At 55.0% G+C, this 26,393-nt stretch carries 35 protein-coding genes and 8 pseudogenes; 28 read left to right on the top strand and 15 right to left on the bottom strand.

Annotated elements, in window-relative coordinates; translation table 11 throughout:
• Positions 1-51: 51 nt before the first annotated feature.
• The gene (locus ACQ86N_RS25770; protein WP_431209551.1) at positions 52-819 is read right to left on the bottom strand and encodes a universal stress protein; all 768 of its coding nucleotides are present in this window, start codon (positions 817-819) and stop codon (positions 52-54) included.
• Positions 820-853: 34 nt separating this feature from the next.
• On the opposite strand from ACQ86N_RS25770, the pseudogene ACQ86N_RS25765 reads away from it, so the two are divergent.
• From ACQ86N_RS25765 to ACQ86N_RS25745, 5 genes and pseudogenes are all read left to right on the top strand, one after another.
• Positions 854-2,316, top strand: a pseudogene (locus tag ACQ86N_RS25765) (acetyl-CoA hydrolase/transferase family protein).
• A pseudogene (locus tag ACQ86N_RS25760) lies at positions 2,240-2,446 on the top strand (universal stress protein); the annotation flags it as partial. The pseudogenes ACQ86N_RS25765 and ACQ86N_RS25760, both read left to right, overlap by 77 nt.
• 100 nt (positions 2,447-2,546) lie before the next feature.
• Complete coding sequence (locus ACQ86N_RS25755) at positions 2,547-3,071, top strand: hypothetical protein (protein WP_431209550.1); 525 nt, start codon at positions 2,547-2,549, stop codon at positions 3,069-3,071.
• Positions 3,061-3,195, top strand: a pseudogene (locus tag ACQ86N_RS25750) (hypothetical protein); the annotation flags it as partial. The gene ACQ86N_RS25755 and the pseudogene ACQ86N_RS25750, both read left to right, overlap by 11 nt.
• 94 nt (positions 3,196-3,289) lie before the next feature.
• Positions 3,290-3,790 carry a BON domain-containing protein gene (locus tag ACQ86N_RS25745; protein ID WP_431209549.1) on the top strand — a complete coding sequence of 167 codons (501 nt, stop codon included), beginning with the start codon at positions 3,290-3,292 and terminating at the stop codon, positions 3,788-3,790.
• Here the strand turns inward: ACQ86N_RS25745 and ACQ86N_RS25740 are convergent.
• Positions 3,787-4,719 (bottom strand): cyclic nucleotide-binding domain-containing protein, encoded by a 933-nt coding sequence (locus tag ACQ86N_RS25740; RefSeq protein WP_431209548.1) that lies wholly within the window; start codon positions 4,717-4,719, stop codon positions 3,787-3,789. The two genes, ACQ86N_RS25745 and ACQ86N_RS25740, sit on opposite strands and share 4 nt — an antisense overlap.
• Positions 4,716-4,862: a hypothetical protein gene (locus tag ACQ86N_RS25735; RefSeq protein ID WP_431209547.1), complete on the bottom strand. Its 147-nt coding sequence runs from the start codon at positions 4,860-4,862 to the stop codon at positions 4,716-4,718. Before ACQ86N_RS25735 ends, ACQ86N_RS25740 begins: the two co-directional genes overlap by 4 nt.
• Before the next feature lie 126 nt (positions 4,863-4,988).
• Between ACQ86N_RS25735 and ACQ86N_RS25730 the strand changes: the two genes are divergently transcribed.
• The 15 genes and pseudogenes from ACQ86N_RS25730 to ACQ86N_RS25660 all read left to right on the top strand — a co-directional run bounded on the left by ACQ86N_RS25730 (position 4,989) and on the right by ACQ86N_RS25660 (position 13,342).
• Entirely contained in the window at positions 4,989-5,714 is a 726-nt protein-coding gene (locus ACQ86N_RS25730) for a heavy metal translocating P-type ATPase metal-binding domain-containing protein (RefSeq protein ID WP_431209546.1), read from the top strand.
• On the top strand, positions 5,696-6,052 hold the full coding sequence (locus ACQ86N_RS25725; protein ID WP_431209545.1) for a hypothetical protein: 357 nt from the start codon (positions 5,696-5,698) through the stop codon (positions 6,050-6,052). The genes ACQ86N_RS25730 and ACQ86N_RS25725 overlap by 19 nt, the downstream gene beginning before the upstream one ends.
• Entirely contained in the window at positions 5,979-7,346 is a 1,368-nt protein-coding gene (locus tag ACQ86N_RS25720; RefSeq protein WP_431209544.1) for a heavy metal translocating P-type ATPase, read from the top strand. The genes ACQ86N_RS25725 and ACQ86N_RS25720 overlap by 74 nt, the downstream gene beginning before the upstream one ends.
• A gap of 47 nt (positions 7,347-7,393) precedes the next feature.
• Positions 7,394-7,540, top strand: coding sequence for a cbb3-type cytochrome oxidase assembly protein CcoS (ccoS, locus tag ACQ86N_RS25715; RefSeq protein WP_431209543.1), 147 nt, complete (start codon positions 7,394-7,396; stop codon positions 7,538-7,540).
• A 171-nt stretch (positions 7,541-7,711) separates the two neighbouring features.
• Positions 7,712-8,122: pseudogene (locus ACQ86N_RS25710) on the top strand (cbb3-type cytochrome c oxidase subunit I); the annotation flags it as partial.
• 1 nt (position 8,123) lies between these two features.
• Positions 8,124-9,703, top strand: a pseudogene (gene ccoO / locus ACQ86N_RS25705) (cytochrome-c oxidase, cbb3-type subunit II).
• A gap of 13 nt (positions 9,704-9,716) precedes the next feature.
• Entirely contained in the window at positions 9,717-9,887 is a 171-nt protein-coding gene (locus tag ACQ86N_RS25700) for a CcoQ/FixQ family Cbb3-type cytochrome c oxidase assembly chaperone (RefSeq protein WP_431209542.1), read from the top strand.
• Positions 9,888-9,900: 13 nt separating this feature from the next.
• Positions 9,901-10,722 carry a cbb3-type cytochrome c oxidase N-terminal domain-containing protein gene (locus ACQ86N_RS25695; RefSeq protein WP_431209541.1) on the top strand — a complete coding sequence of 274 codons (822 nt, stop codon included), beginning with the start codon at positions 9,901-9,903 and terminating at the stop codon, positions 10,720-10,722.
• Complete coding sequence (locus ACQ86N_RS25690; protein WP_431209540.1) at positions 10,719-10,841, top strand: hypothetical protein; 123 nt, start codon at positions 10,719-10,721, stop codon at positions 10,839-10,841. Before ACQ86N_RS25695 ends, ACQ86N_RS25690 begins: the two co-directional genes overlap by 4 nt.
• Before the next feature lie 6 nt (positions 10,842-10,847).
• Positions 10,848-11,102, top strand: coding sequence for a hypothetical protein (locus ACQ86N_RS25685; protein ID WP_431209539.1), 255 nt, complete (start codon positions 10,848-10,850; stop codon positions 11,100-11,102).
• A 2-nt stretch (positions 11,103-11,104) separates the two neighbouring features.
• A pseudogene (locus tag ACQ86N_RS25680) lies at positions 11,105-11,158 on the top strand (hypothetical protein); the annotation flags it as partial.
• A 110-nt stretch (positions 11,159-11,268) separates the two neighbouring features.
• Positions 11,269-11,667, top strand: a complete 399-nt coding sequence (locus ACQ86N_RS25675; protein WP_431209538.1) for a 4Fe-4S binding protein — start codon at positions 11,269-11,271, stop codon at positions 11,665-11,667.
• On the top strand, positions 11,634-12,236 hold the full coding sequence (locus ACQ86N_RS25670) for a 4Fe-4S dicluster domain-containing protein (protein WP_431209537.1): 603 nt from the start codon (positions 11,634-11,636) through the stop codon (positions 12,234-12,236). Before ACQ86N_RS25675 ends, ACQ86N_RS25670 begins: the two co-directional genes overlap by 34 nt.
• Positions 12,190-12,576: a FixH family protein gene (locus ACQ86N_RS25665; protein WP_431209536.1), complete on the top strand. Its 387-nt coding sequence runs from the start codon at positions 12,190-12,192 to the stop codon at positions 12,574-12,576. The genes ACQ86N_RS25670 and ACQ86N_RS25665 overlap by 47 nt, the downstream gene beginning before the upstream one ends.
• Before the next feature lie 100 nt (positions 12,577-12,676).
• Positions 12,677-13,342 carry a sulfite exporter TauE/SafE family protein gene (locus ACQ86N_RS25660; RefSeq protein WP_431209535.1) on the top strand — a complete coding sequence of 222 codons (666 nt, stop codon included), beginning with the start codon at positions 12,677-12,679 and terminating at the stop codon, positions 13,340-13,342.
• Here the strand turns inward: ACQ86N_RS25660 and ACQ86N_RS25655 are convergent.
• From ACQ86N_RS25655 to ACQ86N_RS25645, 3 genes are read right to left on the bottom strand one after another with little or no spacing between them, the layout of a single operon-like run.
• Complete coding sequence (locus tag ACQ86N_RS25655; protein ID WP_431209534.1) at positions 13,326-13,763, bottom strand: sensor histidine kinase; 438 nt, start codon at positions 13,761-13,763, stop codon at positions 13,326-13,328. The genes ACQ86N_RS25660 and ACQ86N_RS25655 overlap by 17 nt on opposite strands.
• A 47-nt stretch (positions 13,764-13,810) precedes the next feature.
• Positions 13,811-14,905 (bottom strand): PAS domain S-box protein, encoded by a 1,095-nt coding sequence (locus ACQ86N_RS25650; protein ID WP_431209533.1) that lies wholly within the window; start codon positions 14,903-14,905, stop codon positions 13,811-13,813.
• A gap of 39 nt (positions 14,906-14,944) precedes the next feature.
• Positions 14,945-15,886 carry a hypothetical protein gene (locus ACQ86N_RS25645; RefSeq protein WP_431209532.1) on the bottom strand — a complete coding sequence of 314 codons (942 nt, stop codon included), beginning with the start codon at positions 15,884-15,886 and terminating at the stop codon, positions 14,945-14,947.
• A gap of 222 nt (positions 15,887-16,108) precedes the next feature.
• On the opposite strand from ACQ86N_RS25645, the gene ACQ86N_RS25640 reads away from it, so the two are divergent.
• From ACQ86N_RS25640 to ACQ86N_RS25625, 4 genes are all read left to right on the top strand, one after another.
• Positions 16,109-16,924 (top strand): hypothetical protein, encoded by an 816-nt coding sequence (locus ACQ86N_RS25640; protein WP_431209531.1) that lies wholly within the window; start codon positions 16,109-16,111, stop codon positions 16,922-16,924.
• Positions 16,925-16,936: 12 nt separating this feature from the next.
• Positions 16,937-17,299 carry a phage holin family protein gene (locus ACQ86N_RS25635; RefSeq protein ID WP_431209530.1) on the top strand — a complete coding sequence of 121 codons (363 nt, stop codon included), beginning with the start codon at positions 16,937-16,939 and terminating at the stop codon, positions 17,297-17,299.
• Entirely contained in the window at positions 17,286-17,477 is a 192-nt protein-coding gene (locus ACQ86N_RS25630; RefSeq protein WP_431209529.1) for a hypothetical protein, read from the top strand. The genes ACQ86N_RS25635 and ACQ86N_RS25630 overlap by 14 nt, the downstream gene beginning before the upstream one ends.
• Before the next feature lie 72 nt (positions 17,478-17,549).
• The gene (locus tag ACQ86N_RS25625; protein ID WP_431209528.1) at positions 17,550-18,323 is read left to right on the top strand and encodes a hypothetical protein; all 774 of its coding nucleotides are present in this window, start codon (positions 17,550-17,552) and stop codon (positions 18,321-18,323) included.
• A gap of 39 nt (positions 18,324-18,362) precedes the next feature.
• Here the strand turns inward: ACQ86N_RS25625 and ACQ86N_RS25620 are convergent, their stop codons facing one another.
• Positions 18,363-18,956 carry a BON domain-containing protein gene (locus ACQ86N_RS25620; RefSeq protein ID WP_431217596.1) on the bottom strand — a complete coding sequence of 198 codons (594 nt, stop codon included), beginning with the start codon at positions 18,954-18,956 and terminating at the stop codon, positions 18,363-18,365.
• Positions 18,957-19,054: 98 nt separating this feature from the next.
• Positions 19,055-19,663: a hypothetical protein gene (locus tag ACQ86N_RS25615; protein WP_431217595.1), complete on the bottom strand. Its 609-nt coding sequence runs from the start codon at positions 19,661-19,663 to the stop codon at positions 19,055-19,057.
• 185 nt (positions 19,664-19,848) lie between these two features.
• Between ACQ86N_RS25615 and ACQ86N_RS25610 the strand changes: the two genes are divergently transcribed.
• The 4 genes from ACQ86N_RS25610 (at position 19,849) to ACQ86N_RS25595 (ending at position 21,512) form a co-directional block, all read left to right on the top strand.
• Complete coding sequence (locus tag ACQ86N_RS25610; RefSeq protein ID WP_431209527.1) at positions 19,849-20,043, top strand: hypothetical protein; 195 nt, start codon at positions 19,849-19,851, stop codon at positions 20,041-20,043.
• A 136-nt stretch (positions 20,044-20,179) separates the two neighbouring features.
• Entirely contained in the window at positions 20,180-20,593 is a 414-nt protein-coding gene (locus ACQ86N_RS25605; protein WP_431209526.1) for a hypothetical protein, read from the top strand.
• Positions 20,578-21,189 (top strand): L,D-transpeptidase family protein, encoded by a 612-nt coding sequence (locus ACQ86N_RS25600; RefSeq protein ID WP_431209525.1) that lies wholly within the window; start codon positions 20,578-20,580, stop codon positions 21,187-21,189. The genes ACQ86N_RS25605 and ACQ86N_RS25600 overlap by 16 nt, the downstream gene beginning before the upstream one ends.
• Positions 21,099-21,512, top strand: coding sequence for a L,D-transpeptidase family protein (locus tag ACQ86N_RS25595; RefSeq protein ID WP_431217594.1), 414 nt, complete (start codon positions 21,099-21,101; stop codon positions 21,510-21,512). The genes ACQ86N_RS25600 and ACQ86N_RS25595 overlap by 91 nt, the downstream gene beginning before the upstream one ends.
• A gap of 45 nt (positions 21,513-21,557) precedes the next feature.
• Here ACQ86N_RS25595 and ACQ86N_RS25590 read toward each other — a convergent pair whose 3' ends face one another.
• From ACQ86N_RS25590 to ACQ86N_RS25560, 7 genes and pseudogenes are all read right to left on the bottom strand, one after another.
• Complete coding sequence (locus ACQ86N_RS25590; protein ID WP_431217593.1) at positions 21,558-21,845, bottom strand: ABC transporter permease; 288 nt, start codon at positions 21,843-21,845, stop codon at positions 21,558-21,560.
• A 79-nt stretch (positions 21,846-21,924) separates the two neighbouring features.
• A pseudogene (locus ACQ86N_RS25585) lies at positions 21,925-22,542 on the bottom strand (ABC transporter permease); the annotation flags it as partial.
• A 16-nt stretch (positions 22,543-22,558) separates the two neighbouring features.
• The gene (locus ACQ86N_RS25580; RefSeq protein WP_431218003.1) at positions 22,559-22,681 is read right to left on the bottom strand and encodes a hypothetical protein; all 123 of its coding nucleotides are present in this window, start codon (positions 22,679-22,681) and stop codon (positions 22,559-22,561) included.
• Positions 22,678-23,702: pseudogene (locus tag ACQ86N_RS25575) on the bottom strand (ABC transporter permease). Before ACQ86N_RS25575 ends, ACQ86N_RS25580 begins: the two are co-directional and overlap by 4 nt.
• Before the next feature lie 82 nt (positions 23,703-23,784).
• Entirely contained in the window at positions 23,785-24,528 is a 744-nt protein-coding gene (locus ACQ86N_RS25570) for an ABC transporter ATP-binding protein (protein WP_431209524.1), read from the bottom strand.
• Complete coding sequence (locus ACQ86N_RS25565) at positions 24,525-25,448, bottom strand: ABC transporter ATP-binding protein (protein WP_431209523.1); 924 nt, start codon at positions 25,446-25,448, stop codon at positions 24,525-24,527. The genes ACQ86N_RS25570 and ACQ86N_RS25565 overlap by 4 nt, the downstream gene beginning before the upstream one ends.
• Entirely contained in the window at positions 25,445-26,386 is a 942-nt protein-coding gene (locus ACQ86N_RS25560) for an HlyD family secretion protein (protein ID WP_431209522.1), read from the bottom strand. The genes ACQ86N_RS25565 and ACQ86N_RS25560 overlap by 4 nt, the downstream gene beginning before the upstream one ends.
• Between the last annotated feature and the right edge of the window lie 7 nt (positions 26,387-26,393).

Raw genomic sequence — 26,393 nt, 5'->3', positions numbered from 1 at the left:
TCGTGGAGGCTCATGACGGGAACGGGGCAGTCGCTCACGAATTGTTTTGCTTTACTCGAATGAAATTCGAAGAATCGGTGTTTTTTGGGGAATACCATCAGCCAGTCCGCGCTGTGATCGCCGATATATTGGGTGATCCCGGCGGCGATGTCGTTGGTGTAGATGAAGCTGGAGGTCGGGGTAAATCTCTTTCAGTCTGTCTTTCCATGAATCGAACTGGAAGACGGCCTGGCCTTCGCTGCGTTCGGCGTTGGTTGCGACGTTGATGATATCGAGTTTTGCGCTGAAGAGGCTGGTAAGTTCGTTGAGAAAGGAGAAGGAGGCCGGGATGCCGTCGCCGATATCGTCGAGGTCGCAGGCGAGGACGATCTTCTTTATGGCGTGAAAGGGGGTGTTTTCGGGTATGACGAGCAGGGGCCAGGGGAGGTGGCGCATGGCTTTTACGGTGCTGCTGCCGGCGAGTGCGTTTTCGATGGAGTGGCCGGAGGCGCCCATGACGACGACGAATGGCTTTTGGCGTTTGCAGTATTCTTCGATGTTGTGTTCGATACTGCCTGAGGTCATTTCGCTTGTAATGGTTATCTGATTGCGTGTTCTTTGCCTGAGTTCTTCCATGAGCGTGTTGAGTTGGTTAAGGCCATTGCGCTGCATTTCTTCGATGGTAATGTCGGGGATCGGAAATTCCGCGGTAGTCAGCGGCAGCTGAAATACATGAATAAGGTGGATATCTCCGTCGATGGCGAGCGCCATATCGGCGGCGTAGCGGGCGGCGTTGCTGGAGTTTTCGGTGAAATTGACCGGTACCACAATTGATCGCATAATTGATTGTTTTAGGCTAAGCTAGTTGGGTGGCATGGACGGCTGTATGATCAATGTCTGCCAGTGGCCTGATATCCGTCATCCGATGGCGGTCGGGTGTCGGCTAATTTTACGGGAATCAAACAAGCAATCCTTATTTATGATCCAATTTATCACCGCAGAGGAAGCGGTCCGGGTGGTCCGGTCGGGTGACAGGGTGTTCATCCACGGCAGCGCGGCGACGCCGCTGCATCTGGTCAGGGCGTTACAGGCCCGGCATAGCGAAATTCATCATGTGGAGCTGGTCAGTATCACTACGATGGGCGATCTGGACCTCAACAATCCGGTATGGAGGGAGTCATTCTTTGTCAATTCGTTATTTGTCTCGGCGGCTACGCGGGAGGTTGCCAATAGTGTGAATGGGGACTATGTTCCGATATTTTTGAGTGAGATACCGCAGTTGTTCCGGAGGAATATTTTGCCGATCGACGTAGCTATGATCCAGGTATCGCCTCCGGACAAGCATGGCTATTGTACGCTGGGCACCTCTGTGGATATCGCGAGGAGTGTGGTCGATACGGCGCATCATATCATTGCTCAGGTGAATCCCCGAATGCCGCGGACGCATGGGGACGGTTTTATACACGTCAGCGAGATCGGGGCGTTCGTATTCCGGGAAGCAGAGCTGCCGGAGGTGAACTATTCGGGCGAAGCGGGTCCTGTCGTGGAAAAGATTGGACGGAATGTGGCTTCGTTGATCGAGAATGGAGCGACGCTGCAGTTGGGTATCGGGACGATCCCGGACCAGGTGCTGAAGAATCTGGCTGGACACAAGAACCTGGGGCTTCATACGGAGATGCTGTCCGACGGGGTGATCGACCTGATTGAAACGGGGGTGATCAACAACCGGATGAAGAAGCTGAACCGCGGAAAGAGCGTGACGTCATTTATCAATGGAACGAGGCGGCTGTTCGATTTTGTGGATGACAACCCGGAGATAAGGGTGATGGATATCGGGTATGTCAACGATACGCAGATCATTCGTCAAAATCCCGCGGTGGCCGCTATCAACAGCGCGATCGAGATCGATCTCACGGGACAGGTCTGTGCGGATTCGATGGGGACCTATCAGTATTCGGGTATCGGAGGGCAGATGGATTTTATGAGGGGGCGGCCTTGTCGGAGCATGGGCTCCCAATTATCGCGATGCCTTCGGTGACGTCGAAGGGGGTATCGCGGATCGTTCCGTTCCTGAAGGAAGGGGCGGGGGTGGTCACGACGCGGGGGCATGTGCACTGGGTGGTGACGGAATACGGGAAGGTGGACCTTTTTGGAAAGAACATGAAACAGAGGGCGCAGTCGCTGGTCAATATTGCGCATCCGGACCATCGGGAGTGGCTGGACAGGGCCTTCTATCAACGTTACAATAAAAGCAGCAGATATGAAACGGATACTCGTGGCAACGGACTTCTCTCCGGCGTCGGAGAGAGCGTTGGAATACGGAATAAAGCTGGCTGATGCTTTTGACGCGTCTGTCGAGCTGGTCAGCGTATATAGGGAAATACCGATGCCGGTGGCGGAGGGTGTGCCGGTGGTGTATACGACCGAAGTAAAGCAGTTCACGGAGCAGCAGCTGGCGATACAGGCTGCGCTGTTCCTGGGCCGGCTGAGGGTGCCTGTTCATACGATGGCGATAGAGGGGGGTGACCGACTCCATTCTTGCAGCTGCGAAGGAGGTGGGGGCGGATATGATCGTTGCGGGCGTAAAGGAGAGCGGAAAGGGAATCCGGCGGCTATTCGGGGATACGCTGACGGCGCTGACCAGGAGGTCGCGTATTCCGGTGATGGTGGTGCCGGAAAGTTGGGTCTATAGCCCTCCGCAGGGGATATTGCTGGGGGATGATATCGCGGCCGACGCTGATGCACATATGCTGGATACGCTGCTGGAGATCGCGTCCGTGTTTAATTCAAAGGTTTATGTGGCGAGGGTGATAAAAAGACAGCTTCAGGAATTTCTTGCGATCATGCAGCGTCCGGACGCGGTGGTAAGCCTCGGGGAGACTCTTCGGGTAAAATACGAATATCCGGTGGATCCGGACGTCGTTCATGCGCTGGGTGAGTTTGCGGATAAGAATGCCGTGCAGATGATCGTCATGATCCCGCATGCGCATTTTGCGCCGGAGAGGTGGTTTATCAAGGGGCACGCCTGGCCGATGATATTCAGGACAAAGGTGCCTCTGCTGCTGTTGCCCGGCGGGAGGGATGAGAAGTAGCGACTATTGTTTCACAGTTAAACCATATGTTATGCGTACAGATGCAGATATTCAGAAGGATGTTATGGCCCAGTTGAAATGGGAGCCGTTCCTGAACGCCGAGCAGATCGGGGTTGCGGTAAAGAACGGTATCGTTACGCTGTCGGGTATAGTGGACAGCTATAGTAAGAAGATCGGCGCGGAAGCTGGCGGCGAGGAAGGTCATCGGGGTCCGGGTCGTGGCGGAAGAGATCCAGGTGGGAAGTTCGCCGTTGTTCGACCGGACGGACACGGAGATCGCGGAGGCGATCCTGAATGTGTTGAAATGGCATACGGCGGTGCCGGAGGAGCTGTTGAAGATCAAGGTCGAGAAGGGCGTCGTTTCGCTGGAGGGCGAGGTAAAATGGAATTTTCAGCGGGAGGCGGCTGTAAATGCGGTAAAGAATCTGGCGGGTGTCCGGTCGGTCAATAATTTTATGACCATAAGGTCGGTCATAGCGCCGGACGATGTGAAAGAGAAGATATCGGCGTCGCTGACGCGTCATGCCGTAATCGATGCGGACAGGATCCGGGTCGAGGTGTCGGGAAACCGGGTGATCCTTAGCGGAGCCGTTCGTTCGCTTGCAGAAAGGGACGATGCGGAGCATGCTGCGTGGTCCGCCCCTGGTGTGGATTCCGTGGATAACAGGCTGACTGTTGTCGTTCCCGAAACCGACCCGCTGGTGGCTGGTGTACTTTAGTAGAGCATCGTTTGCAGCTTTTTCAGGTCGGCGATCCTGATCTTGCCGTCTTTGATGTCCACGAGTTTTTCGGATTTGAAGTCGCTGAGGGTCCGGATGAGGGATTCGGTGGCGGTGCCTACGTATTGGGCGATGTCTTCCCGGGAGATATCGAGTGGGGGAGAGGTGGATGGTTGGTCGCCGGCCGTGGAGTTGCCGCCAAATTTCGAATGGATATCTATCAGGGCCTTTGCGATGCGTTTTCGAAGTGAACCGTATGCCAGACTGAGCAGCCGTTCTTCCTTGTCCTGGACGTTTTGTGCGATCAGGCGGATGAATTTTGTAGCGATATGGATGTCCTTGTAGAGCATATCCAGAAATTCGTCTTTTGGGATCTGGGACAGTTCGGCGTCTTCCAGAACGACGGCGGAGTCTTCGTATACCTTGTTCTCCAGCAGCGGAAGGTAGCCGATATAGTCGCCGGCGGAGAAGAGGTTGGTGATGTATTCTTTTCCGTCCTCGTGGACGCGGAATGCTTTGACCTTGCCTTTTTTGACGTAGTAGAGGTATTTGGGCCGGCGGCCTTCCATGTAGACGGTCAGTTTCCTGGCAAGATCGGTCGTTTCGTAGTTGTCCGGGTCGAGGCGCATCATGCCGGAGGCGTTGAGGTCGGTGATAAGGCCGCTGACGCCTTTTTCGTCCGGTGAGTATTTGCCCTGGAGGACGTCGTATTTCTTCAGGCGGATCTCGATGGCGTTGAGGAGTTCGATGTCGTCGAAAGGTTTTGTAATATAGTCGTCGGCGCCCATTTCCATGCCTTTCCGGAAGTCGGTGCGTTCTGTTTTGGCGGTAAGAAAGATAAAGGGGATGTTTTCCGTTGCCGTGTTCTTCCGGAGCAGGTGGAGGACGCCGTACCCGTCCAGTTCGGGCATCATGATGTCGCAGATCACCAGTTCGGGTTTTTCCCGGAGGGCGGTCTCGACGCCTTTTTGCCGTCACCGGCCGTGGTAACCTCATATCCGGCGAGGGTGAGGATCTCGGCGATATTTTCGCGAATGTCATCGTGGTCGTCAATAACAAGGAGTCGGCGCATGGAATTTGATTATATATGTGTACAATAGTACGCAATTGGCGGCAGTCCGGCAACTGATTAAAGTCAGTTTTTGGGTTGATAAGCGTCATTACCGGGTCGGCGGGGCAGGATTAGTTTGCGCGGATTATGGGTACAATGATGTCCGCGCCCGCCGTCTGCAGTCATTGCGGGGAGGTCTGTCCGACGGACAGGATCAGAATCGAAGACAAGCGTTTTTGCTGCGAGGGCTGCAGGGTGGTCTATCGGCTGCTGGATACCAATGGGCTTTGCGGTTATTACAGGATGAACGAGCATCCCGGGGTCAGCCAGCGGATGCCGGTCCGGAAGGACAAGTTCGTTTTTTTGGATGACGAAGCCATGGCGGCCCGACTAGTCAGCTTCTCCAATGCGGCCGAGACGCACGTCCGGCTGTATCTGCCACAAATCCATTGCAGTTCGTGTCTTTATCTTCTCGAAAACCTGCACCGGCTGGAGGAGGGGGTGGTTTCGTCGCGGATCGATTTTGCGGCGAGGGAGGTCATGGTTGTCTTTGACCACCGCCGGCTGTCTTTGCGTGGGGTGGCGGAATTGCTGACGTCGCTGGGGTATGAGCCTCATATCAGCCTGCGTGAGTTGGGGGCGGCTTCGCCCCGGGCCGATAAGGCGCTGGTATATCAGCTGGGTGTGGCGGGTTTTTGTTTTGCCAATATCATGCTTCTCAGTTTTCCCGAATATCTGGGCCTTGACGCTTCGGAGGTTGTGATCCGGAGGGTATTCAGGGTGTTGAATTTTTGCTTTCGCTGCCGGTGGTGCTATACAGTGCCCGGCCTTTCTATATTTCTGCGTGGAAGAGTTTGCGGGTCCATTTTCTGAACATCGATGCGCCGATCGTGCTGGCCATCTTTGTCACGTTTGGCCGGAGTGTATGGGAGTTGTGGTCCGGGATGGGTTCTGGGTATTTCGATTCGCTGACGGGGATCGTATTCTTTATGCTGGCGGGGCGGGTGTTGCAGGACAGGACCTACCGGCGGTTGTCATTTGACAGGGACTATACTTCTTATTTTCCGATGGCGGTGACGGTTGTGGGGACTCCGGCGTCGGTGAAGCCGCTGCCCGACCTGCGAAAGGGGGATACCTTTGCTTATACACAGCGGGGAGATCCTTCCCGCGGATGGGATATTGACGAAGGGGCTGGGGTTGATCGACTATAGCTATGTCACCGGCGAATCGGAACCGGTGGAGAAGAAAGTCGGAGAGGTCGTGTATGCCGGAGGGCGTCAGACGGGAGGGGCCGTCGAGGTATTGGTGGTGAAGGAGGTTGTGCAGAGTTATCTGACGAAGTTGTGGGAACGAAGCGGAGAGAAGGAGGAGGGTGTGTCGTTCGTACACCGGCTGAGCCGTTATTTTGCCTTTATCGTATTTGGTATCGCCGGTGTTTCGGCCGTTTACTGGGGGCTTACCGATCCGGGGAGGTGTTGGAATGCCGTCACGGCGGTACTGATCGTAGCTTGTCCATGCGCGTTGTTGTTGTCGGCCAGTTTTACCAACGGGAATCTTATCCGAATACTGGCGGGACGTCAGCTATATCTGCGCGATGCGGGTGTGCTTGAGCGGATAGCTGGTATTGGGCATATCGTTTTTGACAAGACGGGGACGCTTACGGATGTATCGCATCACGACGTTCTTTACGAGGGGGAGGAGTTAGGTGTTGAGGATCGCCGCGCTATTGCGACGCTGGCGGCGCAGTCCATGCATCCGGTGAGCAGGGCGATCGTTGGGTATCTTGGAGAGGCGCCCTGTTATATCAGTGATTTCAAGGAGACGCCAGGACGAGGGATCGAAGGGTATGTGGAAGGGCGGTGGGTAGTCATCGATTCGATGGGGGTTATGATCGACGGCAGGCGGATCGGGTCTTTCCGGCTGTCGGGTCACTATCGGGAAGGACTCTTCGATCTGGTGCGGCGGCTTCCCGCGGGGATATCGGTTTCCGTTGTTTCGGGTGATACTGCCAGGGAAAGGGCTCGGCTTCAGGCAATTTTTGGACCGGAGACGGAATTCAGGTTTGGTCAGTCGCCGGAGGGTAAGGTTCGAAGTATCCGTAGACTGCAGGAGGAGGGTAAGAAAACAATGATGATCGGAGACGGTCTTAATGACGCGGGCGCCCTGGCGCAGAGCGATGTTGGGATCGCCGTCTCGGCGGACTGTGGCGGTTTTACTCCGGCGAGCGATGCGATCCTGAGGGCGGATGGGCTTGTGCGCGTGCCGGGGTTTATCCGGCTGTGCCGGGCGGGAAAGAAGATCATCGTTGGCAGCTTTGCGCTGTCGGTCGTCTATAATGTTGCCGGGCTATATTTTGCCGTTCGCGGGGTCTTGTCACCGTTGGTAGCGGCTGTTCTGATGCCTGCCAGTTCGCTGAGCATTGTACTAATTACGTATGGCAGCAGCGGCCTGGCGGCCCGGCTCTTGTTGGGGCGGACGGCTGAGAAAGATCAGGCCGGTCGATGACAGCTGTCATGTTGCGGGGGTAAGTCCCTGGATACATTTGTGATATTATGAGTGTTATAATTCTTCTGCTGGCCGCGAGCCTTTTTGTAGCCCTGATCTTTCTGGGGTTGTTTCTCTGGAGTGTGAAGAACAAACAGTACGACGACGAGTTCTCTCCGCCGCGCCGCATTCTTTTCGACGACGAAAAAAACTGAAATACCCCATATGCCAATTGAACAATTCTATTATGACAACAAGACCGTCAAGCGGTTCGCCTACGCCGTACTTTTCTGGAGCATTGTCGGCATGCTGGCAGGTCTCTGGGCTTCGATCTCTCTTTTTATCCTTCTATCAATCTGGGCCTGCCGGCCACCAGCTTTGGCCGGATGCGCCCGGTGCACACCAATGCCGTGATCTTTGCTTTTGTGGGGAACGGTATATTTATGGGGGTGTACTATTCGCTGCAGCGTCTGTGCAAAACGCGTATGTACAGTAATCTGCTGAGCAGTCTGCATTTCTGGGGCTGGCAACTGATCATTGTGGCCGGCGCCATCACGCTGTGGGCGGGCAAGACGAGCGGCAAAGAGTATGCGGAGCTGGAATGGCCGCTGGATATTGCCATTGCCGTGGTCTGGATCATTTTTGGCGTCAATATGTTCGGTACGATCCTGAAGAGGAGGGAGAAGCATATTTATGTCGCCATCTGGTTCTACATCGCGACCTGGGTAACCGTTGCGATGCTCCATATCGTCAATTCCGTGGAGCTGCCGGTCTCGATGTGGAAGAGTTATAGCTGGTATGCGGGGGTTCAGGATGCGCTGGTGCAGTGGTGGTATGGTCACAATGCCGTGGCTTTTTCTGACCACGCCGTATCTGGGGCTGATGTATTATTTCCTGCCGAAGGCCGCCAACCGTCCTATTTACTCGTACCGGCTTTCGATCATCCATTTCTGGGCGTTGATCTTTATCTATATATGGGCCGGTCCGCACCATCTGTTGTATACGGCGTTGCCGGACTGGGCGCAGTCGCTGGGGGTCGTTTTTTCGATCATGCTGATAGCCCCCGCGCGGGGTGGTATGCTGAACGGTCTTTTCACGCTGCGCGGGGCCTGGGACAGGGTCAGGGAAGATCCGGTACTGAAATTCCTGGTGGTCGCGATCACCTGCTATGGAATGGCCACTTTCGAGGGGCCGATGCTGAGTCTGAAGAATGTCAATGCGATCTCGCATTTCACGGACTGGACGATTGCGCACGTGCATATCGGGGCGCTGGGCTGGAATGGGTTTCTGACCTTCGGGATATTGTACTGGCTGATCCCGCGGATGTGGAACACACCGTTGTATTCGAAGAAGCTGGCGGGGACCCATTTCTGGATCGGGACGATCGGTATAGTCTTGTATGCTGTCCCGCTGTACTGGGCCGGGTTTACGCAGAGTATGATGTGGAAGAATTTTACCGAAGAGGGGCAGCTGCGCTTCCAGTTCCTGGAGACGGTGACGCATATCCTTCCCATGTATATTACGAGGAGTATCGGGGGCACGCTCTATATTATAGGCGCGCTGATCATGGTATACAATCTGCGGAAGACGATCAAACAGGGACATTTTTCGGCGAACGAGCTGGCCGAGGCTCCGGCGCTGCCTGCGGTCGCGGAAACGCATGGCCGCACCTACTGGCACCGGTGGATCGAGCGGCGTCCGTTGCAGATGCTGGTATTCAGTCTTGTCGCTGTGGCTATTGGCGGGATGATCGAGATGATCCCGACATTTTTGGTGAAGTCGAATATACCCACCATCAGCAGCGTGAAACCTTATACGCCGCTCGAGCTGCACGGGCGGGATATCTATGTGCGGGAGGGCTGTTATCTCTGTCATTCGCAGATGGTACGTCCTTTCCGGGACGAGGTTGCCCGGTATGGGGAGTATTCGAAGGCGGGAGAGTTCGTCTACGATCATCCGTTCCAGTGGGGGTCCAAACGTACGGGGCCCGATCTGGCGAGGGTCGGGGGAAATATCCGGACAGCTGGCATTATAACCACCTGCTGGACCCGACGTCGATGTCGCCGGGCTCGATCATGCCGAACTACGGGTGGCTGTTCGATAACGAGCTGGATACGTTGCGTACTCCTTCCATGATCCGTGCGATGCAACGGCTGGGGGTGCCATATCCCGCGGGGTATGCTTCGGAGGCGAACAACGATCTGTCGGCGCAGGAGGCTGCGATAAGGGCTTCGCTGAAGGGGGACAAGATCAGTACGGGTAGCAACAAGGAGATCGTTGCGCTCATCGCGTATCTGCAGCGCTTGGGTAAGGACATCAAGGCGGCTCCAAAAGAACAGACGGCGATGAAGGACGGAGGGGCGTTGATGGGAAACTAATAACTTATTTTTTATGAAATTCATTCATTATATCGAAAGAGTCAGCGGTGTCAGCGTGTATGGGATATTTTCCCTGGCGTTGTTCGGGTTGATATTCGGAGTCATGCTGGTGTGGGCTCTCAGGGCCGACCGGAACATGATCGAGGAGATCAGTCAGATACCGCTGGACGATCAAACCAACTAAAATTTACTTGTATATGCCACCAATTTCTTCTTCCACCGATAACCCGTTCGTGGTGTTTATGATCGTCGTCATTCTGATCCTTGCTTTGGCGATCCTTATGCTGGCCAACCTGCTGCTGGGGGCAGCGCAGGTGAAGGCAGAGGACTCTGAGAAAAAGGAATCAGACGGGACGCACGCCGCGGGGCTTTTGTTTGCTGCTACGGCTGTCAACGGGATATCGGATACCGCCTTTTATATTTTGCTCAGCGTCATTATCCTCGAGGTGCTGATCATACTAACCCTTATTTACAATGTGCGGATATTGTTATTTGTGCGTAAGGAGCGTATTTCAAGGGCCGGTTCGGCCGCGCCGCGGGCGCACTGGTGGGACCGGGTCAATCGTCTCCGGCCTATCGGAGAGGAGGCGGATCTGGATCTGGGGCATGACTATGACGGTATCCGGGAGCTGGACAACCGTCTTCCGCCCTGGTGGCTGTATGGTTTTTACTGCACTATCATTTTTGCGGGCGTATATCTGTGGCGGTATCATATCGGGCATGTGGCTCCGTCGAGTCTGGAGGAATATGCAATCGAGGTGAGAAAGGCCGATGCGGAGAAGCAGGAGTATTTGAAGAGATCGGCCAATAATGTTGACGAGAATACTGTGAAACTACTGACCGGGGAAGGGGATCTGGCGGCGGGTAAGACGGTCTTTGAGACGACCTGTTTTGCCTGTCATGGTAAGCGCGGAGAGGGGGCGTGGGTCCCAATCTTACCGATGACTACTGGCTGCACGGGGGCTCTATTCAGAGTGTTTTCAAGACCATCAAGTATGGCTGGCCGGAAAAGGGAATGAAAAGCTGGAAGGACGACTATTCTCCTTCGCAGATCGCCCAGCTCGCGAGTTATGTCAAGTCGCTTGGCGGCACTCATCCTGATAATGCCAAGGCGCCGCAGGGCAGCCTGGATAAATAATTTGTTATGGAGTCTTCTTTCAGGGATCATCTGGCCACTGTGGACGAGGCGGGGCGCCGGAAATGGGTATTTGCCCAGCGGCCCTCAGGAAAGTGGTATCGCCGGCGGACCGTCATCAGCTGGGGTTTTTTCGTGTTGTTCTTTGCGCTGCCCTTTATCTCGGTGGGCGGACGTCCATTGTTCCTGTTCAACATTCCGGCGGCGCGTTTTATCATTTTTGGGAAGGTGTTCTGGCCGCAGGATTTTTCATCTTCGGGCTGACGATGGTGACTTTTGTGGTGTTTGTGATCCTGTTCACGGCGGCATTCGGGCGTTTGTTCTGCGGGTGGGTTTGTCCCCAGACGATCTTTATGGAGATGGTTTTCCGGAAGATAGAGTATGCTATCGACGGGGATGCCGCGCAGCAGCGATTGTTGAAAAAGGCTCCGTGGACGGCGCAGAAGATCGTCAGGAGGGGGGCAAGCATTTCGTATTCTATCTGGTGTCCTTTATCATCGCCAATACATTTCTGGCCTATATCATCGGTGTCCGGCAGCTGCGCGCTATCGTCACCGGGCCTGTGACGGAGCATATTCCGGGGTTATTGTCGATACTGGGTTTCGCGGGCGTATTTTATGCGGTGTATGCTTTTTTCCGGGAGCAGGCCTGTACGGTGGTATGTCCGTATGGGCGTTTGCAGAGCGTGCTGCTGGATCGCAATTCGATGATCGTGGCTTATGACTACAAGCGGGGCGAGCCGCGGGGAAGTTCACCAAGAAGGGGGATAGCTCGCTCGGGGACTGTATCGACTGTTTGCAGTGCGTTAAGGTTTGCCCCACGGGAATAGACATTCGTAATGGAACCCAGATGGAGTGTGTCGGCTGTACGGCATGTATCGACGCGTGCAACCATATGATGGAGAAGACTGGTCGTGCCAGGGACCTTGTCCGTTATGCGTCCGAGAATGGCATTGCCAATAAGGAGCCGCTGCGATACACTCTCCGGATGAAGCTGTATACCAGTCTGTCGGCGGTACTTCTTGTGATATTGAGTTTCCTGCTACTCAGCAGAAAGGATGTGGATGCGACGGTCATGCGTACTCCGGGGATGCTTTATCAGGAACGGGGTAAGGACAGCGTATCCAATCTATATACGATAAAGGTTGCGAATAAGACGCTCCGTAATATACCGCTGCTGCTGCGGCTGGAGGGGCAGACGGGGGCTGTGCAGGCGGTTGGAGGCGAGACGATCGCCATCAAGAGGGAGGAGGAGAGCGCCGGTAATTTCTTTATCATCCTGCCCCGGCGGGAGATCGTTGCAAGGAAGACCAGGCTGCGTCTGGGCCTTTACGAAGGGGATAAGAAGATCGATGAGGTCAGCACCAATTTTCTCGGTCCGGTGCCGGAAAACAATTAAAAACTTTGCATATGAATTGGGGAAACAAATTATTGCTGGTGTTCGCGGTGTTTGCCGCCGGTATTTCTTTTTGGTGTACCGTTGCATGAAGACGCCTGTCGATCTGGTATCCAGCGACTATTATAAGGACGAGCTGATCTATCAGCAGGTGATCGACGCGATCAAGCGGGCGAACTCATTGTCGGGAGGTGTTGTTGTACGGGAAGGGCGCGGGATGATCAGTCTGGAGTTGCCTGCGGAAATGCAGGGTGTACCTGTTCAGGGGACCGTGTCTTTTTATTGCCCATCGGATGTGTCGAGGGACAGGAGGATCGCGCTGACGGGGGGCGTCAGGATATAGACGCGCGTGGCATTTCGCCTGGGCGTTATGCGGTGAGGGTGAGGTGGACGAGCGCGGGAGTCCTCTATTTTAATGAACAGTCTATTAATATTCAGTAGTTATGTGGGTCCTTTCGGCTTTTTTGCTGGGTTTGGTAAGCAGTATGCACTGTGTGGGTATGTGCGGGCCGCTGGTGTTGTCGTTGCCTTTGCAGGGGTTTTCCGGAATTCGTCGGCGTGCTGCTGTGTTTGGTTATCATCTTGGAAGGATAGGCGTTTATGGGGTTATGGGAGTGGCAGCGGGTTTGCTGGGTAGGAGTGTGAGGCTGGCGGGGTTCCAGCAGGCGTTGTCGATCTTCGCCGGAGTGGGAATATTGTTCGTGGCGGCTGGCAGGAAGGGCGTGCGGATGCCTGGGTTGTTCTCACTGGCCGCAAGGCTTTGGAGATGGGAGTCGGCGGTGAAATTTTTGGTTTTGGGGATGGCCAATGGGTTGCTGCCCTGCGGAATGGTTTATCTGGCGTTGGCGGCGGCTGTGAGTTTATCGGATGTTTGGGATGCCGTGGCGTTTATGGTATTTTACGGGTTGGGGACTTTGCCGTTGTTGCTGGGGGTAAGTTATTTTGGGCGGTATATCGGGGTTTCGGTGAGGGGACGGATGAGAAAGGTCTTTCCGCTGGTGGTGGCTTCCGTGGGGGTGCTGCTGATCCTGCGGGGACTGGGTATCGGGATCCCTTTTGTGAGTCCGGTACTTCCGGCAGGCCCCCGGGACGTTATTTTGTGTCATTGATGGAGGGTGGTCTTTCAGGGACTTCGATGGTGACGGTTGTTCCTTCGTTGAGGGCGCTTTGCAGGCGGATGGAACCGTGCAAAAGATCCAGGTAGCGCCGGACTATATGAAGACCGAGGCCCGTGCCTTCGATGTTGAGAGCGTTGGCGCCGCGGAAGAAGCTGCTGAAGAGATGCTGCTGGTCTTCCTGAGAAATGCCTATGCCTCTGTCCTGGACTGCCAGGTGGAGCGTGTTATTGTCGGCGAGGGTGGCGTCGACGCGGATGGTGGCGCCTTCGGGCGAGAATTTTACTGCGTTACTCAGGAGGTTGATCAGAATATTCTTAAGGAGGCGTTTGTCACTGACGAATGTTTTCCCGTCGGTGGAAAAGTCGCCTGTGAAGTGTTGTCCCTCTTTGGCGAGGGGACGTATTTCTTCCACTACCTCGTCGAGGAACTCTCTTATGACGAATTCGGCGGGTTCGGCTTTTATCTTTCCTTCTTCGAGTTTGCCGAGGGAGAGGAAGTCGTCGAGCAGGGTGTTGAGGTGTTTGACGGAGTCCTTGATGCGGCGGATGTGTTTGTCCCTTTTTCCTGGTCGTCTGTTTGCGTGTATCTGCCGAGCAGGGCCGCGGAGCTGAGGACCGTGCTCAGCGGCGTCCGGAATTCGTGGGATGCCATGGAGACGAAGCGGGATTTTATCTCGTTGAGTTCTCTTTCCTTGTCGAGGGCCTCGTGGAGTTCTTTCTGGGATTTTTCCAGTTCCTGCAGCGCTTCCCGGAGGATCAGTGTGCGTTGTTCGACTTTTGTCTCGAGGCCGGTATTCATTTTTCTGATCTCTTCGGTGATCTTTTCCAGCTGCTGCTGGCGGGTGACGAGTTCCTGTTCCGCCTTTTTGCGCTGGGTGATATCGACTACGAAGGCGATGACAAAGAGGATATTTTTTTGCCGGTAATAGCTGAGGCTTACTTCGACGGGAAATTCCTCGCCGTTCTTTTTACGGGCGAACAGGTCCCTGCCGTGGCCCATGGTGCGGTTGCCTGGGTGACGATAGAAGCCTTCCCGGTATTCGGTGTGGCTGTGCCGGATGCGTTGAGGGATCAGGATGTCAATCGGCTGGCCGGGTAGCTCGTCTTTTTCGTATTCGAACAGGCGGTAGGCGGCCGGGTTGAGCAGGACGATCTGTCCTTTGTCGTTGGTTAGGATGATGCCTTCGGTGGCGTGGGCGAAAAGGGCGGCGAGTTGTTGCTGGTCGGCGTCAATATTTCTGTATAGTTTCTTCAAGTAGAGAACAAAGACGATGGCCATCATGACGATGATCAGGGAAAAGAGGTGTTGCAGGATCAGCTGTCCGTGCGGGACGCCGTCGGTCTCGTAGAATGATGCGATAATGATGAGGGTCGCGCTGATGGTGCCGAAAAGGATGGTATAGTGATTCTTTTTCAGGAATATGGTCAGGAGTATGGCGGTGATCAGTCCGCCGTCGAAGAAACTGAATGAGGGGTTGAGGTATTGGAGCACCGCCGAGGCGATGGTGACGACGGTGCAGAACAGCAATACGGGCATTGAATTTTCCTTGTACATCCGATCCGTGTTATGGGTTGGCCCTCAATTTACAATTTTTCAGCAATAGCGTATAAGCACGATATTTTCAAATTCTTCGAGGAGGGCTCGGTCGACGGTGCCGACAGCGCCGCCGTTAGCCAATACTTTTTCTGCAATTTCGTCGATGGGTCCTGCCTTGCAGAAGGAGCCCGGCTCGCTGTCCCGGGGGATGACGAGGAGGCGGTTATTCTTACTACCGGCGGCCTTTCGTACGTTGTCCATTCCGCAGACGAGTTTTCCGGAGGTTCGGGCTTTTCCGATCTGCTGGAGGATCATTCGTTGTTGGAGGCTATCCCATGCGTCGAGTTCGGGGCTCAGCCAATCCTGCAGGCGGGATTCTGTTATTTCGGAAGGGGCCTTGTGCAGGTAGGCGGCGATATGTTCGTGGTGGTTCGTTATGCGCGCGAAGAAATCCGTTGTCTGGGCTGGCCCGACGATAAACACCGGGAGCGGATATACTTTCAGCACGGAGCCGAGTCCCTGATCCATCTGGTGTATAAAAATGTTCGATGTAGTGGATTGGGGCGTATTGCTCTTGATCAGTCTCAGGTGTTGGTCGCGGCCGAGCCAGGTGCGGGACTGGTGGCTGTCAAGCACCATGACGAGGTATTCTTTTACTTTTTTCGCGGTTTCTGCGAGGTCACGGACCCGGAAGGGCTGGTCGATCACCAGTTGCTGTTCGACCTCCGTATCCATATAACAGGTATTTCCTGTTTGCCGGGATGCAAATATGGCGATGCTTTTCCGGTGGGTGGAGTAGTCGAGTCCCCGGACCAGTTGACGGAGTTTGGAGACGACGGGCAGGGCGTCTTCGGCGCTGTGGGTTGCCATTAACTGGCGTTCGGCTTTGATGAGGAGGCTTTTTACGGTCGATTCCAGGTCCTGACGGGGAGTCATTTTGGGATTAAAGGGTGCGACGAGGACCGCGGAGGGTGTGCTGATCACCGGAGTCGGAAGCAAGAGGGGACTTTTGGGCGCTGATTGGCAGGAGGCTCATAGTTGTCTGAGTTTGAGTCAAAAGTACCGGGTTAGCTGGGGTTTAAGCATGAGAATTATCAGCTGTGGCGTTGATCGTGGTCAGGTGTAGGAACGGGCCCACGCTGCTGATGATAATCAAGGATGGTGCTGACCGGCCTCATGGGACCGGGATGGTGCGGCGGGTAATTTTACAAAAATGGTACTATGGAAAAGATCATTCTTGCGCAGGATGCGCATCAATTGAATATGAGTACGGTAGACTTTGCCTGTTATATAGCGCGTCTTACGCGGTCGAAGCTGACGGGAGTATTTTTGGAGGGCGTGTCACCCGAGGACTACGGCTATATTCCCGGTTCGGGAGACGCGTCGTATGAGGATGGTGGAAAGGACCTTACCGAGCAGCAGGTGATGAAGACGATCGAACAGTTCAGGGAGTCGTGTATCTGCAGGGAGACATCCAACCTGGTCCATCGGGACCGGGGAATGCCCTTGAATGAGGTTTTGGAGGAGAGCCGGTTTGCGGATCTGATCATTCTGGATCCTGCGACCTCTTTCAGCAAGGCGGATCACGATATTCCTTCCCGGTTCGTGAAGGAGGTACTCGAAGGGGCGGAGTGTCCCGTTCTAGTGGCGCCGTACAGTTGCGATGCTATCGACGAGGTCATTCTTACTTATGATGGGACCGAGTCTTCGGTGTTTGCGATCAAGCAGTTCGCGCATTTGTTCCCGGGGCTTTCGGACAAGAGGGCCGTCGTCGTCAGTGTCAGTGATATGGGCGGGGCGCTCGAGCAGCAGTTCAAGATAAAGGAATGGCTAAAGGCGCATTATCCCGATGTGGGGTTTGTCGTTCTCAGGGGGAGCCCTTCGGACGAGTTGTTTGGTTATCTGATCGGGAAGAAGAATGCGATCGTAGTCATGGGTGCGTATGGTCGGACGGTCTTTTCGAGGTTCTTCAAGCCGAGTCAGGCGCGTCTGGTGATGAAAAGTGTCAATTTACCCATTTTCATTGCGCATCAATAAAATCAATTTTTTATGGAAGAGATCAAAAAGGTCGAGGATATGGCCGGGCATATCAGGGAGTACGCCCAGGTCAGGATTGATGAGGTCAGGCTGGATGTCGTAGATAAGGCGGCAGGTGTCCTGGCGGGGTTGGTGGCGAGGATGTTCGTCGTATTGCTATTTGTGGTATGCGCCGTGTTTGCCGCCACTGCCGGGGCGTTTGTTTTGGGCAGATGGATGGGTAGCCAGGCGGGAGGGTTCTTTGTTGCCGCCGGGTTTTTTCTGGTGGCTGGAATCGTGGTAGCGCTGGCGAAACGCCGGCTTATCTGCGAGCCGGTAATGGATGAGATCATTTTTCAATTATACGAAAACAACGAAGAAGATGAAGAAGATTGAAACGATGTCGCAGCTGCGCAGGCAGCGAAGGAAGCTTCGCGACCGGAGGCGGGCGCTGGAGCAGATCATCACGGGTGATCTGGACAAGATCCGGTATACGCTGGACCCTGTATTGCTGGCGCGGGAAACGCTATGGTCTTATCTGAGGTCTGCGGGCCGGCGGCTGTTGTCGAAATAGGAAGTTTGGTCTAAAATTACTGACAATGAAAAAGATCCTGATACCGTTCGAGGGCGCCAGCTTTCCAGGGAGTTGCTGAGTTTTGCCCGTGACCTCAATATTTTGTCCCCGGTGCTGGTGACGGCCGCCTTCGTTCCTGAAGTAGATTATGCGCAGTTGTGGACAGGGTCGGGTGGGGTAGCCATGTCGGTATATGTCGAGCCGGCGGAGGATGAAGATGCTGTGATCGAGGTACACAGCGAGAAATTGAAGAAATATTGCGCGGCTAACGGGATCAGGCTTCGGATACATTCGGACCGGTTCGATTTTGCGTTGCCGGCTATCCGGAAGGAGGCGCGTTTTGCGGACATGCTGGTAATCAGCGGCGTTCATTTTTTTGACGTCATCAATGCGCGCCAGCCCAATGCGTATATGAAAGAGATACTGCATGGCGCCGAGTGTCCTGTCATGTTGGTGCCCGAGCAGTCGTATTTGCCGGGAGATATCATTCTGATGTACGACGGGAGTGATGCTTCCGTCTATGCGATCAAGCAGTTCGCCTACCTTTTTCCGAAGCTCGCGTCGACGAGGGCCACATTGGTACATCTCCTTCACCGGAAAGACGATCCGTTCCCGGACCGGCAATTGATGGAAGAGCTGACGTCCCAGTATTTTTCGAATCTCCGCGTGATGGATCAGGATATGCGGCCGGAGGCCTTTTTCGACACGTGGATACCTGCGCAGGACAGGCCCTGGCTGGTCTGCGGGTCATTTGGCCGGTCGGATATGTCGCGGTTCTTCTCGGGGAGCTTTATATCCGGTCTGATCAGGAAGCAGAGGTTGCCTATATTTATTGCACACCGTTGATCGCCGGCCGGAAATATGGAGGATTTGGCTGGCGGGATGTCAGTCGGCAAATTCGACGCTTTTGACGGTAAGTTCGTTCTGGACTTCGGTTACGCCGTTGTGCTGCCAGCATACGTCTTCGGCTTCATCGCGTTCTGCAACGGACCGGACCATACCCCAGAGGGTGACTTTGCCTTTGTGCGCCGCGACGAAGATATTGGCGGGGTCGAGTCTGGAATTCCTTTGGAGGGCGGAGATGATATCCTGGCGCAGGTCGGTGGGCCAGGTTTTTGGGGTCACGGTAATGAAGTTGTAAATCCGGTGGATGCCGGTGAGGCCTGCGATGGCGTCGGCGGCGGCCTTACGCTGGTAGTACCATTCGACGTTGCCCTGGAGGGTGATATCGCCGTGTTCTACCCTGATATCGATGTGGAGTCCTTCGAGGGCGCTGTTGTGGGTCAGCGTTCCCGCGACGGCCATGGCAATCTCGGTATCGGTCTTTCTGCCCTCCGGGGAATAGCCGACCTGTATGTCTTCGGCGACGGCGCGTACTCCGGCAATTTTTTTCGCCGTCATTTCCGCCTGTACCTTTTTGTAGTAGCTGTCTACCAGGCCGGTCAGGGTCACGACGCCATCCCTGACCGATACGCCTATGTTCTGCCTTGTTGATCGCCGGGTCGAAAGCCAACTCGGCGATCACGTCATTCTGGATGTCGGAATCTGTGCGCATGGGGAATTAATTTGACCGGTGGTCAGTAGTACCTGACCAGGGCGATATGATGGAATTTATCGAGTGCTCCCTTGTCCACTTCTTTTATATCTCCTCCGTTGCTGAGGACTTTTTCGACGATATCGTCGATGCTGTCTTCCTTGTAGAACTTGCGGGGCTGGTCTTTTTCGAAGACGAGGAGGCGGCTGTTCCTGTTGTCAGCGGCGTCGCTTACCTGATCGATGCCGTCTTCCAGCCTGCCTGCGTCGACGGCCGACTCTATTTGCCGGAGGGTGATCCGTTGTATGGTGGTTTCGAGTTCTCCCAGGCTGTCGGTCAGGGCGTCCAGGAGTTGCTGGTGCGCTTCCGGGGCGAAGTCTTTTGCGATATATGCTGCGATATTCCGGGTGTGGTGGGTGAGGGATGCAAAGTGGCCGATAATGCGTTCCGCGCCGATGACAAATACGGGGAGGGGCCAGGCGTTGAGTATATCCTGGAGGTCTGCGTCGGTGTGGCGCAGGAATTTGTCGAGCATGACCTCGTGCCTGTCGTCAGGGTCGGAAAAGTTGCCGGTTTTTTCGGGAACCTCGTTGAGCCAGGCGTAGAGTTTTTCCGGACGGTGGAGGGGGCAAGTCTCAGCGGGTGTTTGTATCCGTGATAGATCTGAGCTTGTTTGCCGTTGAGTACGAGCGCGATGAATTCGGCGTCCCTTCTTTTGCAGCGGGCCAGATCCCTGACCCTGAATGGTTCGTCGATGATCACCTGTGGCTCGACCTTCATGGCCATATAGCAGATCTTTTCCACTTTTCCCGAGACGAAGAGGGCGGCTGACGACCTTTGCGGCGGGAAATTGATATTGCGGGCGAGATGGTGGAGGCGCCGGATCACGGGTGTGGCGTCTTCGATGCGATGGGTGCTCAGCAGGACGCTTTCCGCCTTTGCGATGGCGTTCTTTATATCGGAGCGGGGGTCTTTGCCGTCCAGCGGCAGGACCACGACAACGTGGGGCTCGTAAATGCTCATACTGGTTGATTTGAGAATGAAGGTAGGGGAGATGGGTAGAGTAATGGGTGAGTGGGATCAGGTCTGCGGGTGATTGCGGTCAGCGGGCAAAGATCAGTCGGCAGGCTGAGGCGGGTCAGGCGGGAGGAGTGGCAATGCTGATAACTTGAAGCCATATTATGATAAGAATAATATGGATACCGATAATGGCGCTGTTGTCGGGGACTGCCCTGGGGGTAATCCCGGTATTCAGCATGGCTCGCTGACGGAAAGATTCTACCGGCAGCGAAATCAGGCTCTGTTCTGGTTTGGTCATGGGGAAGGATCGGCGGCGTTGCGCGGCGCGTTGCTGGAATGTCTCGACAGTGCGGCGTGGCTTGGGCTGGACAGTGGGCGGTATCGTCCCGGGGAACTGAGGAAGATGGAAGAATTGGAGGACAGGGGGCGGATGCCGGGATTGAGGAAGGGGGAAGCGTTGAGGGACAGTATCCGGATGGCGGCGGCGGACCGTCGGTTCACCGCTGCAGCGTTCGACTATTTCGGGGACGTGTTGCGGGGTGGGGGATGGATTCATTTCTGAGTTACGATGCTATTTCCGCGAAACGCTTCGCGGAGGATGAAAAGGCGCTCGTGGACGGGCTGGCGGGTGTGGAGGATGCAAGGGGGTTAAAGGAATGGGGGAGGGGGCTGGAGCCTTCGGTGGCCGTGTATCGGATGTTCAGTGACTCTTTGCGGGAATTAATGGCGGATAATAAAAAGCGCCGTCAGTTGTCGGTGACGCTGAATGTTTTTCGACGGATACATCACTATCATTTCGACCGGTTCATAGTTGTCAATATCCCTTCGGCCAGGCTGTCCTATTTTTCGGCAGATACGCTGGCTTTGTCGATGAGGGTCGTAGTCGGGCAGGTATCGAAGCGCACGCCGCGGTTCGCGGCGACGTGTGCGCAGATCGTGTTGTATCCGTACTGGAATATTCCGGGCAGTATAACGGCGAAGGAAATGCTGCCGTTGTTCAGAAAGTCACCGTGGGCGGCTGCGCTGATGGATATCGAGGCGACCGACGCCAGGGGAGAAAGGTTGATCTGGAAACGATCAGGTGGTCGTCGTACACTGCGGCGAATTTTCCTTATAAGCTGCGTCAGGCGCCGGGCTGCGAAAATGCGCTGGGGGTGATCAAGTTCGACCTGGACGATCCTTTCAATGTATATATGCATGATACTAATCTGAAGGGGGCGTTTGCGTCGTCGTGGCGTTTTCTCAGTCATGGTTGCATCAGGCTGGAGCGTCCGCTCGAGTTGGGGATGTTGTTGCTGGACAATAAACTCGATACCGGGTATTTGCGTCAGTGTCTGCGGGGGCAGTTGCCGGTGACCGTGCAGCTTGAGAGGCCCGTGCCCGTGTTCGTGGTATATCTTACGGCGGGTGTCGACGGGGGAGGCAGGCTGGCGTGGTACAGGGATATTTATCGGCTGAGTGGGCGGGTGGTTACGAAATAGTTGGCGGCCGGGGGACGGATATGGGTGGCTTTACTGTTGTTCCGTTCAGGCGCTTCGTTTTTTATAGTTGAGGATTGCCCAGGTGTTGAAGAAGATGGCGAAGCCGAGTACGGAAATGGTCTGGGGCAGGATGTCCTTCAGGCCGGAGCCTTTGAGGACGACCATGCGGATGACCTGGATAAAGTAGCTGACGGGTGTCAGGCTGGATATCCACCGGCCCCATGCGGGCATGCTTTCGACGGGTGTATAGAGTCCACTCATGAGATTGAATATCATGGTTATGAAAAAGGACACCAGCATAGACTGCTGCTGTGTCTTTGCGTAGGTTGACATGAGGAGGCCCAGTGCCGAGTACGCTGAGCAGGTAGGCGGAGGCGAAAACATATATAGTGAGGTAGTGTCCCAGTGGGATGATACCGTAGACGAATCTTGCGATGGCGAGGCCGAGGGTGAGGATGATCATCGAGAGCAGCCAGAAGGGGATCAGTTTACCAAAGATGAAATGAGTTTTACGGATGGGGCTGACGTTGATCTGCTCGATCGTGCCGAGTTCCGTCTCACGGACGATATTATTGGACGCGAAGGAGGAGCCGATCATGGTCAGGAGCATGACGAGGATGCCGGGGACCATGAAGAACTGGTAGTTCATATGGGGGTTGTACCAGTCGCTGTACCGGACGTCGATGGCCGGAAGCGGGGGTATAGATGAAGGGTTTATCCATCCGGCCCTTATTTCGTTGTTATAGTCCTGCAGAATAGTTTGGAGGTAAGCGGCGCCGAGGCCGGCTTTGACGCCGTTGATGGCGTTGACGGCGATGAATACGGTGGTTTGGTTGTCATGGACCAGGTCGTGGTCGAAACGGGAGGGTATCTCAAGGATGAGGTCGGCTCTGTCTTTTTCGATCGCCCGTTGAGCCTGATGGAAAGCGGTGCCATAGTCGGTGAGGCGGAAATATCCCGAGGCGGTAACTTTTCTGATCAGCAATTGGGAATACCTGGATTGGTCGTGGTCGGTGACGGCGAGGTTGATGTTCTTTATTTCGTAGTCAGCGGCAAGTGGTAGTATGAGCAGCTCGGACGACGGGCATAAGGAAGAGGATCCGCCAGATTGCGGGGTCGCGGCGCATTTGCCGGAATTCTTTTTGCAGGAGGAATCGGAGCGTTCTCATGTCAGCCGTATTTTAAAGTTGCGGATGCAGATGCCAATGAGAATGGAGGTCATTGCAACCAGTACGAGGGTTTGTCGCCAGACGGACCAGAAGCCGAGGCCTTTGATCATGACGTTCTTTACGATGATGAAATACCATTTAGCGGGGACGAGGTTGGCGATGACCTGCAGCGGTACGGGCATGTTTTCCACGGGAAAGAGGAAGCCGCTGAAGATAAGTGTAGGCAGGAACAGGCTCATCATGCTGGTGAACATGGCGGTCTGCTGGGTGCGGGTGGAATTGGATATCAGCAGTCCGATAGACAGGGACAGGGCTGTGAAGAGCATACTTTCGAGGATGAGGAGGCCGAGGCTGCCTGCGATGGGGACGTCGAGTGCGTAAACGCTGAGCAGGAGGATACTGACGATATTGATGAATGAGATGATCAGATAGGGGACGGTCTTGGCGATAACGATGCGAAAGGGTTTGAGGGGGAGACCAGAATGACTTCCATGTTACCCATTTCTTTTTCCCGGACGATGGAAATAGAGGTCATCATTGCACATACGAGCATAAGGACCATTGCCATGACGCCGGGTACGAAGTTGTAGGCTCCCTTGAGTTCGGGGTTGTAGAGCATACGCAGCCGGGGTGTAATGGTATAGGGGACAGGGTGGTCGTTACCAAGGGCGGACTGGTAGTCGCGTATGATCGCCAGTGCGTAGTTGGTAAGGGTGTTGGCGGTATTGGGGTCGGAGGCGTCGGCAAGCAGCTGTATTTGTGCGTGGTTGGTATGGAGGAGGTCAGACCTGAAGTTTTGGGGTATGAAGATCACCAGTCTGATTCTGCCTTTACGGAAGGCAGGTTCGATCTCCTGGGGAGAGCTGAGGAATTGATATACGTGAAAATATCTGCTTGCGGCAATCTTCCGGGTGAGCTGGATGGAAGAGGCGTCCCTTGCGGCGTCGAGCACTGCTATATTGCTGTTCTTTACTTCGTTGGTGAGGGCAAATCCGTAGAGCACGATTTGGATGATGGGCATGCCGATCAGTATGGCGAGGGTGCGGCTGTCGCGCCAGATATGATAGAATTCTTTCCGGATAAAGATGAATAGTTGTCGCATCTCATTCTGTTCTTTTGGCCATTCGGGCCAGGTGAAGAAATACTTCGTCCATAGAGGCGGCCTTCCATGTTTCCATGAGGCTTTCCGGGGTGTCGAGGGCTTTTATACGTCCGTCGACGAGGATAGAAACACGGTCGCAGTATTCGGCCTCGTCCATATAGTGGGTGGTCACGAAAATGGTGATGCCGCGGTCTGCGGCGGCATAGATGAGGCTCCAGAATTCTTTGCGCATCAGGGGGTCCACGCCTCCGGTCGGTTCGTCGAGGAAGACGATGGCGGGGTCGTGGATGATGGCAATGGAAAAGGCCAGTTTTTGCCGCCAGCCGAGTGGCAGGGTCCGGACGAGGCTGGCTGCGTGGTCCTGCATTCTGAGGCTGTTGAGCAGTTGTGCGGACTTCTCTCTGATGCGGGCGTTGCTGAGGCCATAGATCCCTGCGTAGAATTCGATATTCTCGCCGACGGAGAGGTCCTCATAGAGAGAGAAGCGCTGGCTCATGTATCCGATGCTGCGTTTGATCTTTTCGGTCTGTGTGTACACGTCGTAGCCTGCGACGGTTGCCTGTCCGGAGGTCGGCAGCGACAGGCCGCAGAACATGCGCATGGCCGTCGTTTTGCCGGCGCCGTTGGCGCCGAGGAAGCCAAAAATCTCTCCTTTGTATACTTCGAGCGAAATGGCGTCGACGGCGGTGAAATTCCCGAATCGCTTTGTGAGGGCAACAGCTGTTATGGCGGTTTCGTGGTTCATGGTTGCATTAGGCGTATGAAACAGTCTTCGAATTTGGGGGGGATAGCAGTGACCGTGGCGCCGGTGAGGCCATATTTGGTAATGAGGTTTTCGAGCAGCTCGCGGTCCCCGTGGTTGAGGATGACGTGGTGATACTGCCCGAATGGATAGCAGGATTCCACGGCCGGGTCGGTTCTCAGTATTGTGAGGAGGCGGTACATTTCGTCGGCTCTGATAGCCCACAGCTGTCTGTCGAATTTTCGGGTGATATGGTCCGGGGTGTCGATAGAAAGGAGTTTGCCGTTCTGCAGAAGGGCAACCCTGTCGCAGAGGCCGGCCTCGTCCATATAGGCGGTCGAGACCATGATCGTGATGCCCTGTCGTTTAAGTCTGCCGAGCATTTCCCAGAATTCTTTTCGGGAGACAGCGTCGACGCCGGTAGTGGGTTCGTCGAGGAAGAGGATCTCCGGCCGGTGGACAAGGGCGCAGCTGAGGGCGAGTTTTTGTTTCATGCCTCCGGACAGCTGGCCCGCGCGGCGTGTGCGGAAGGGTTCGAGTGGCGCATAGATGTCTTTTATGAGGTCAAGGTTCGCGTGGATGTCTGTATCGAAGATAGCGGCGAAGAACTTTAGGTTCTCTTCGACGGATAGGTCCTGGTATAGGGAGAAGCGGCCGGGCATATAGCCGACGCATTGTCTGATGCGGCGATAGTCCCTGACGACGTCCCATCCGTTGACGGAGGCCTGCCCCTCGTCAGAGAGAAGTACGGTGGTGAGGATACGGAAGAGGGAGGTTTTGCCGGCGCCGTCGGAGCCGATGAGGCCGAATATTTCTCCCTTACTGACTGAAAGAGAGAGTCGGTCGAGGGCTGTAGTAAATCCTTTTCGGACGGGATACCGTTTGGTGATATTTTCGGCGAGGATGGCCGGCTGGCTATTCATGACCTGAATTTTACCTGTGCATACATGCCGATCCGGAGATAGCCGTCATTTTTGACGTGGACCTTTACCGAGTAGACGAGGTTGGCCCTTTCTTCTTTGGTCTGGATCGTTTTGGGTGTGAACTCCGCCTTGTCGGAGATCATGGTGACGACGCCGGGATATTCTCTGTATTTGACCGGCCCGTCGTCGATAAATACGGTTAATTCCTGGCCGAGTTTCAGCGTGGACAGCTGGGTATTGGAAAGGTAAATGCGGAGGGTTATCAGGGAGAGGTCGGCGATCTTGTAGAGTGCTTTGCCGGGGGTGGTAATTTCTCCGGCCATGGCATATTTGGTGAGGACCGTCCCGCTGACGGGGTTGTGTACGAGTGTGCGGCTCAGTTGGTCGTCGATGGCGGCGACGGAGCGACGCAGCGGTTTGAGTTCGCTGAGGATCGAACTGTTCTGTGTTCCGATGGCGGTCTGCTGCACGCGTATCTGGCGGTGGTTGGCTTCGATCTGTCTGGTGAGGACGGCGATCTGGGTATTGTAGTCATCGAGTTGTTTGGTGGTGGCTGCATCTGCGGCGATAAGTCTTTCGGTGCGCGCCTTTTCGCGGAGGAGGTCATCGAGTTGAATCTTTTGCGCGGCGATCTGGGTCTGCAGCCACTCGACCGTGGGCCGGGGGTCCATAGTCTTGTCCCGCAGGGCTCCCATTGTCGCTTCGATCTGTTGTTTTTGGAGTTTAAGGGGGACGCTGTCGATGACTGCGACGATGCTGTCTTTGGCGAGGTGTGCTCCTTCTTCGGGCGTGAGTTGGATGAGTCTGCCTGTCACCTCCGAAGAGACGATGACTTCGTCGGCTTCGAAGACTCCTTCGGCGTCGAATTTCCGGTCTCCGGGTGAGCAGGAGGCGAGGAGGAGGGTGGCGAGGGCAGGATAAAGGTATCTGGTAGTCATATTTGCG

The organism is Puia sp. P3, from assembly GCF_050632245.1.
Lineage (GTDB): Bacteria > Bacteroidota > Bacteroidia > Chitinophagales > Chitinophagaceae > Puia.
This window is presented reverse-complemented; position numbering and strand designations above follow the sequence as displayed.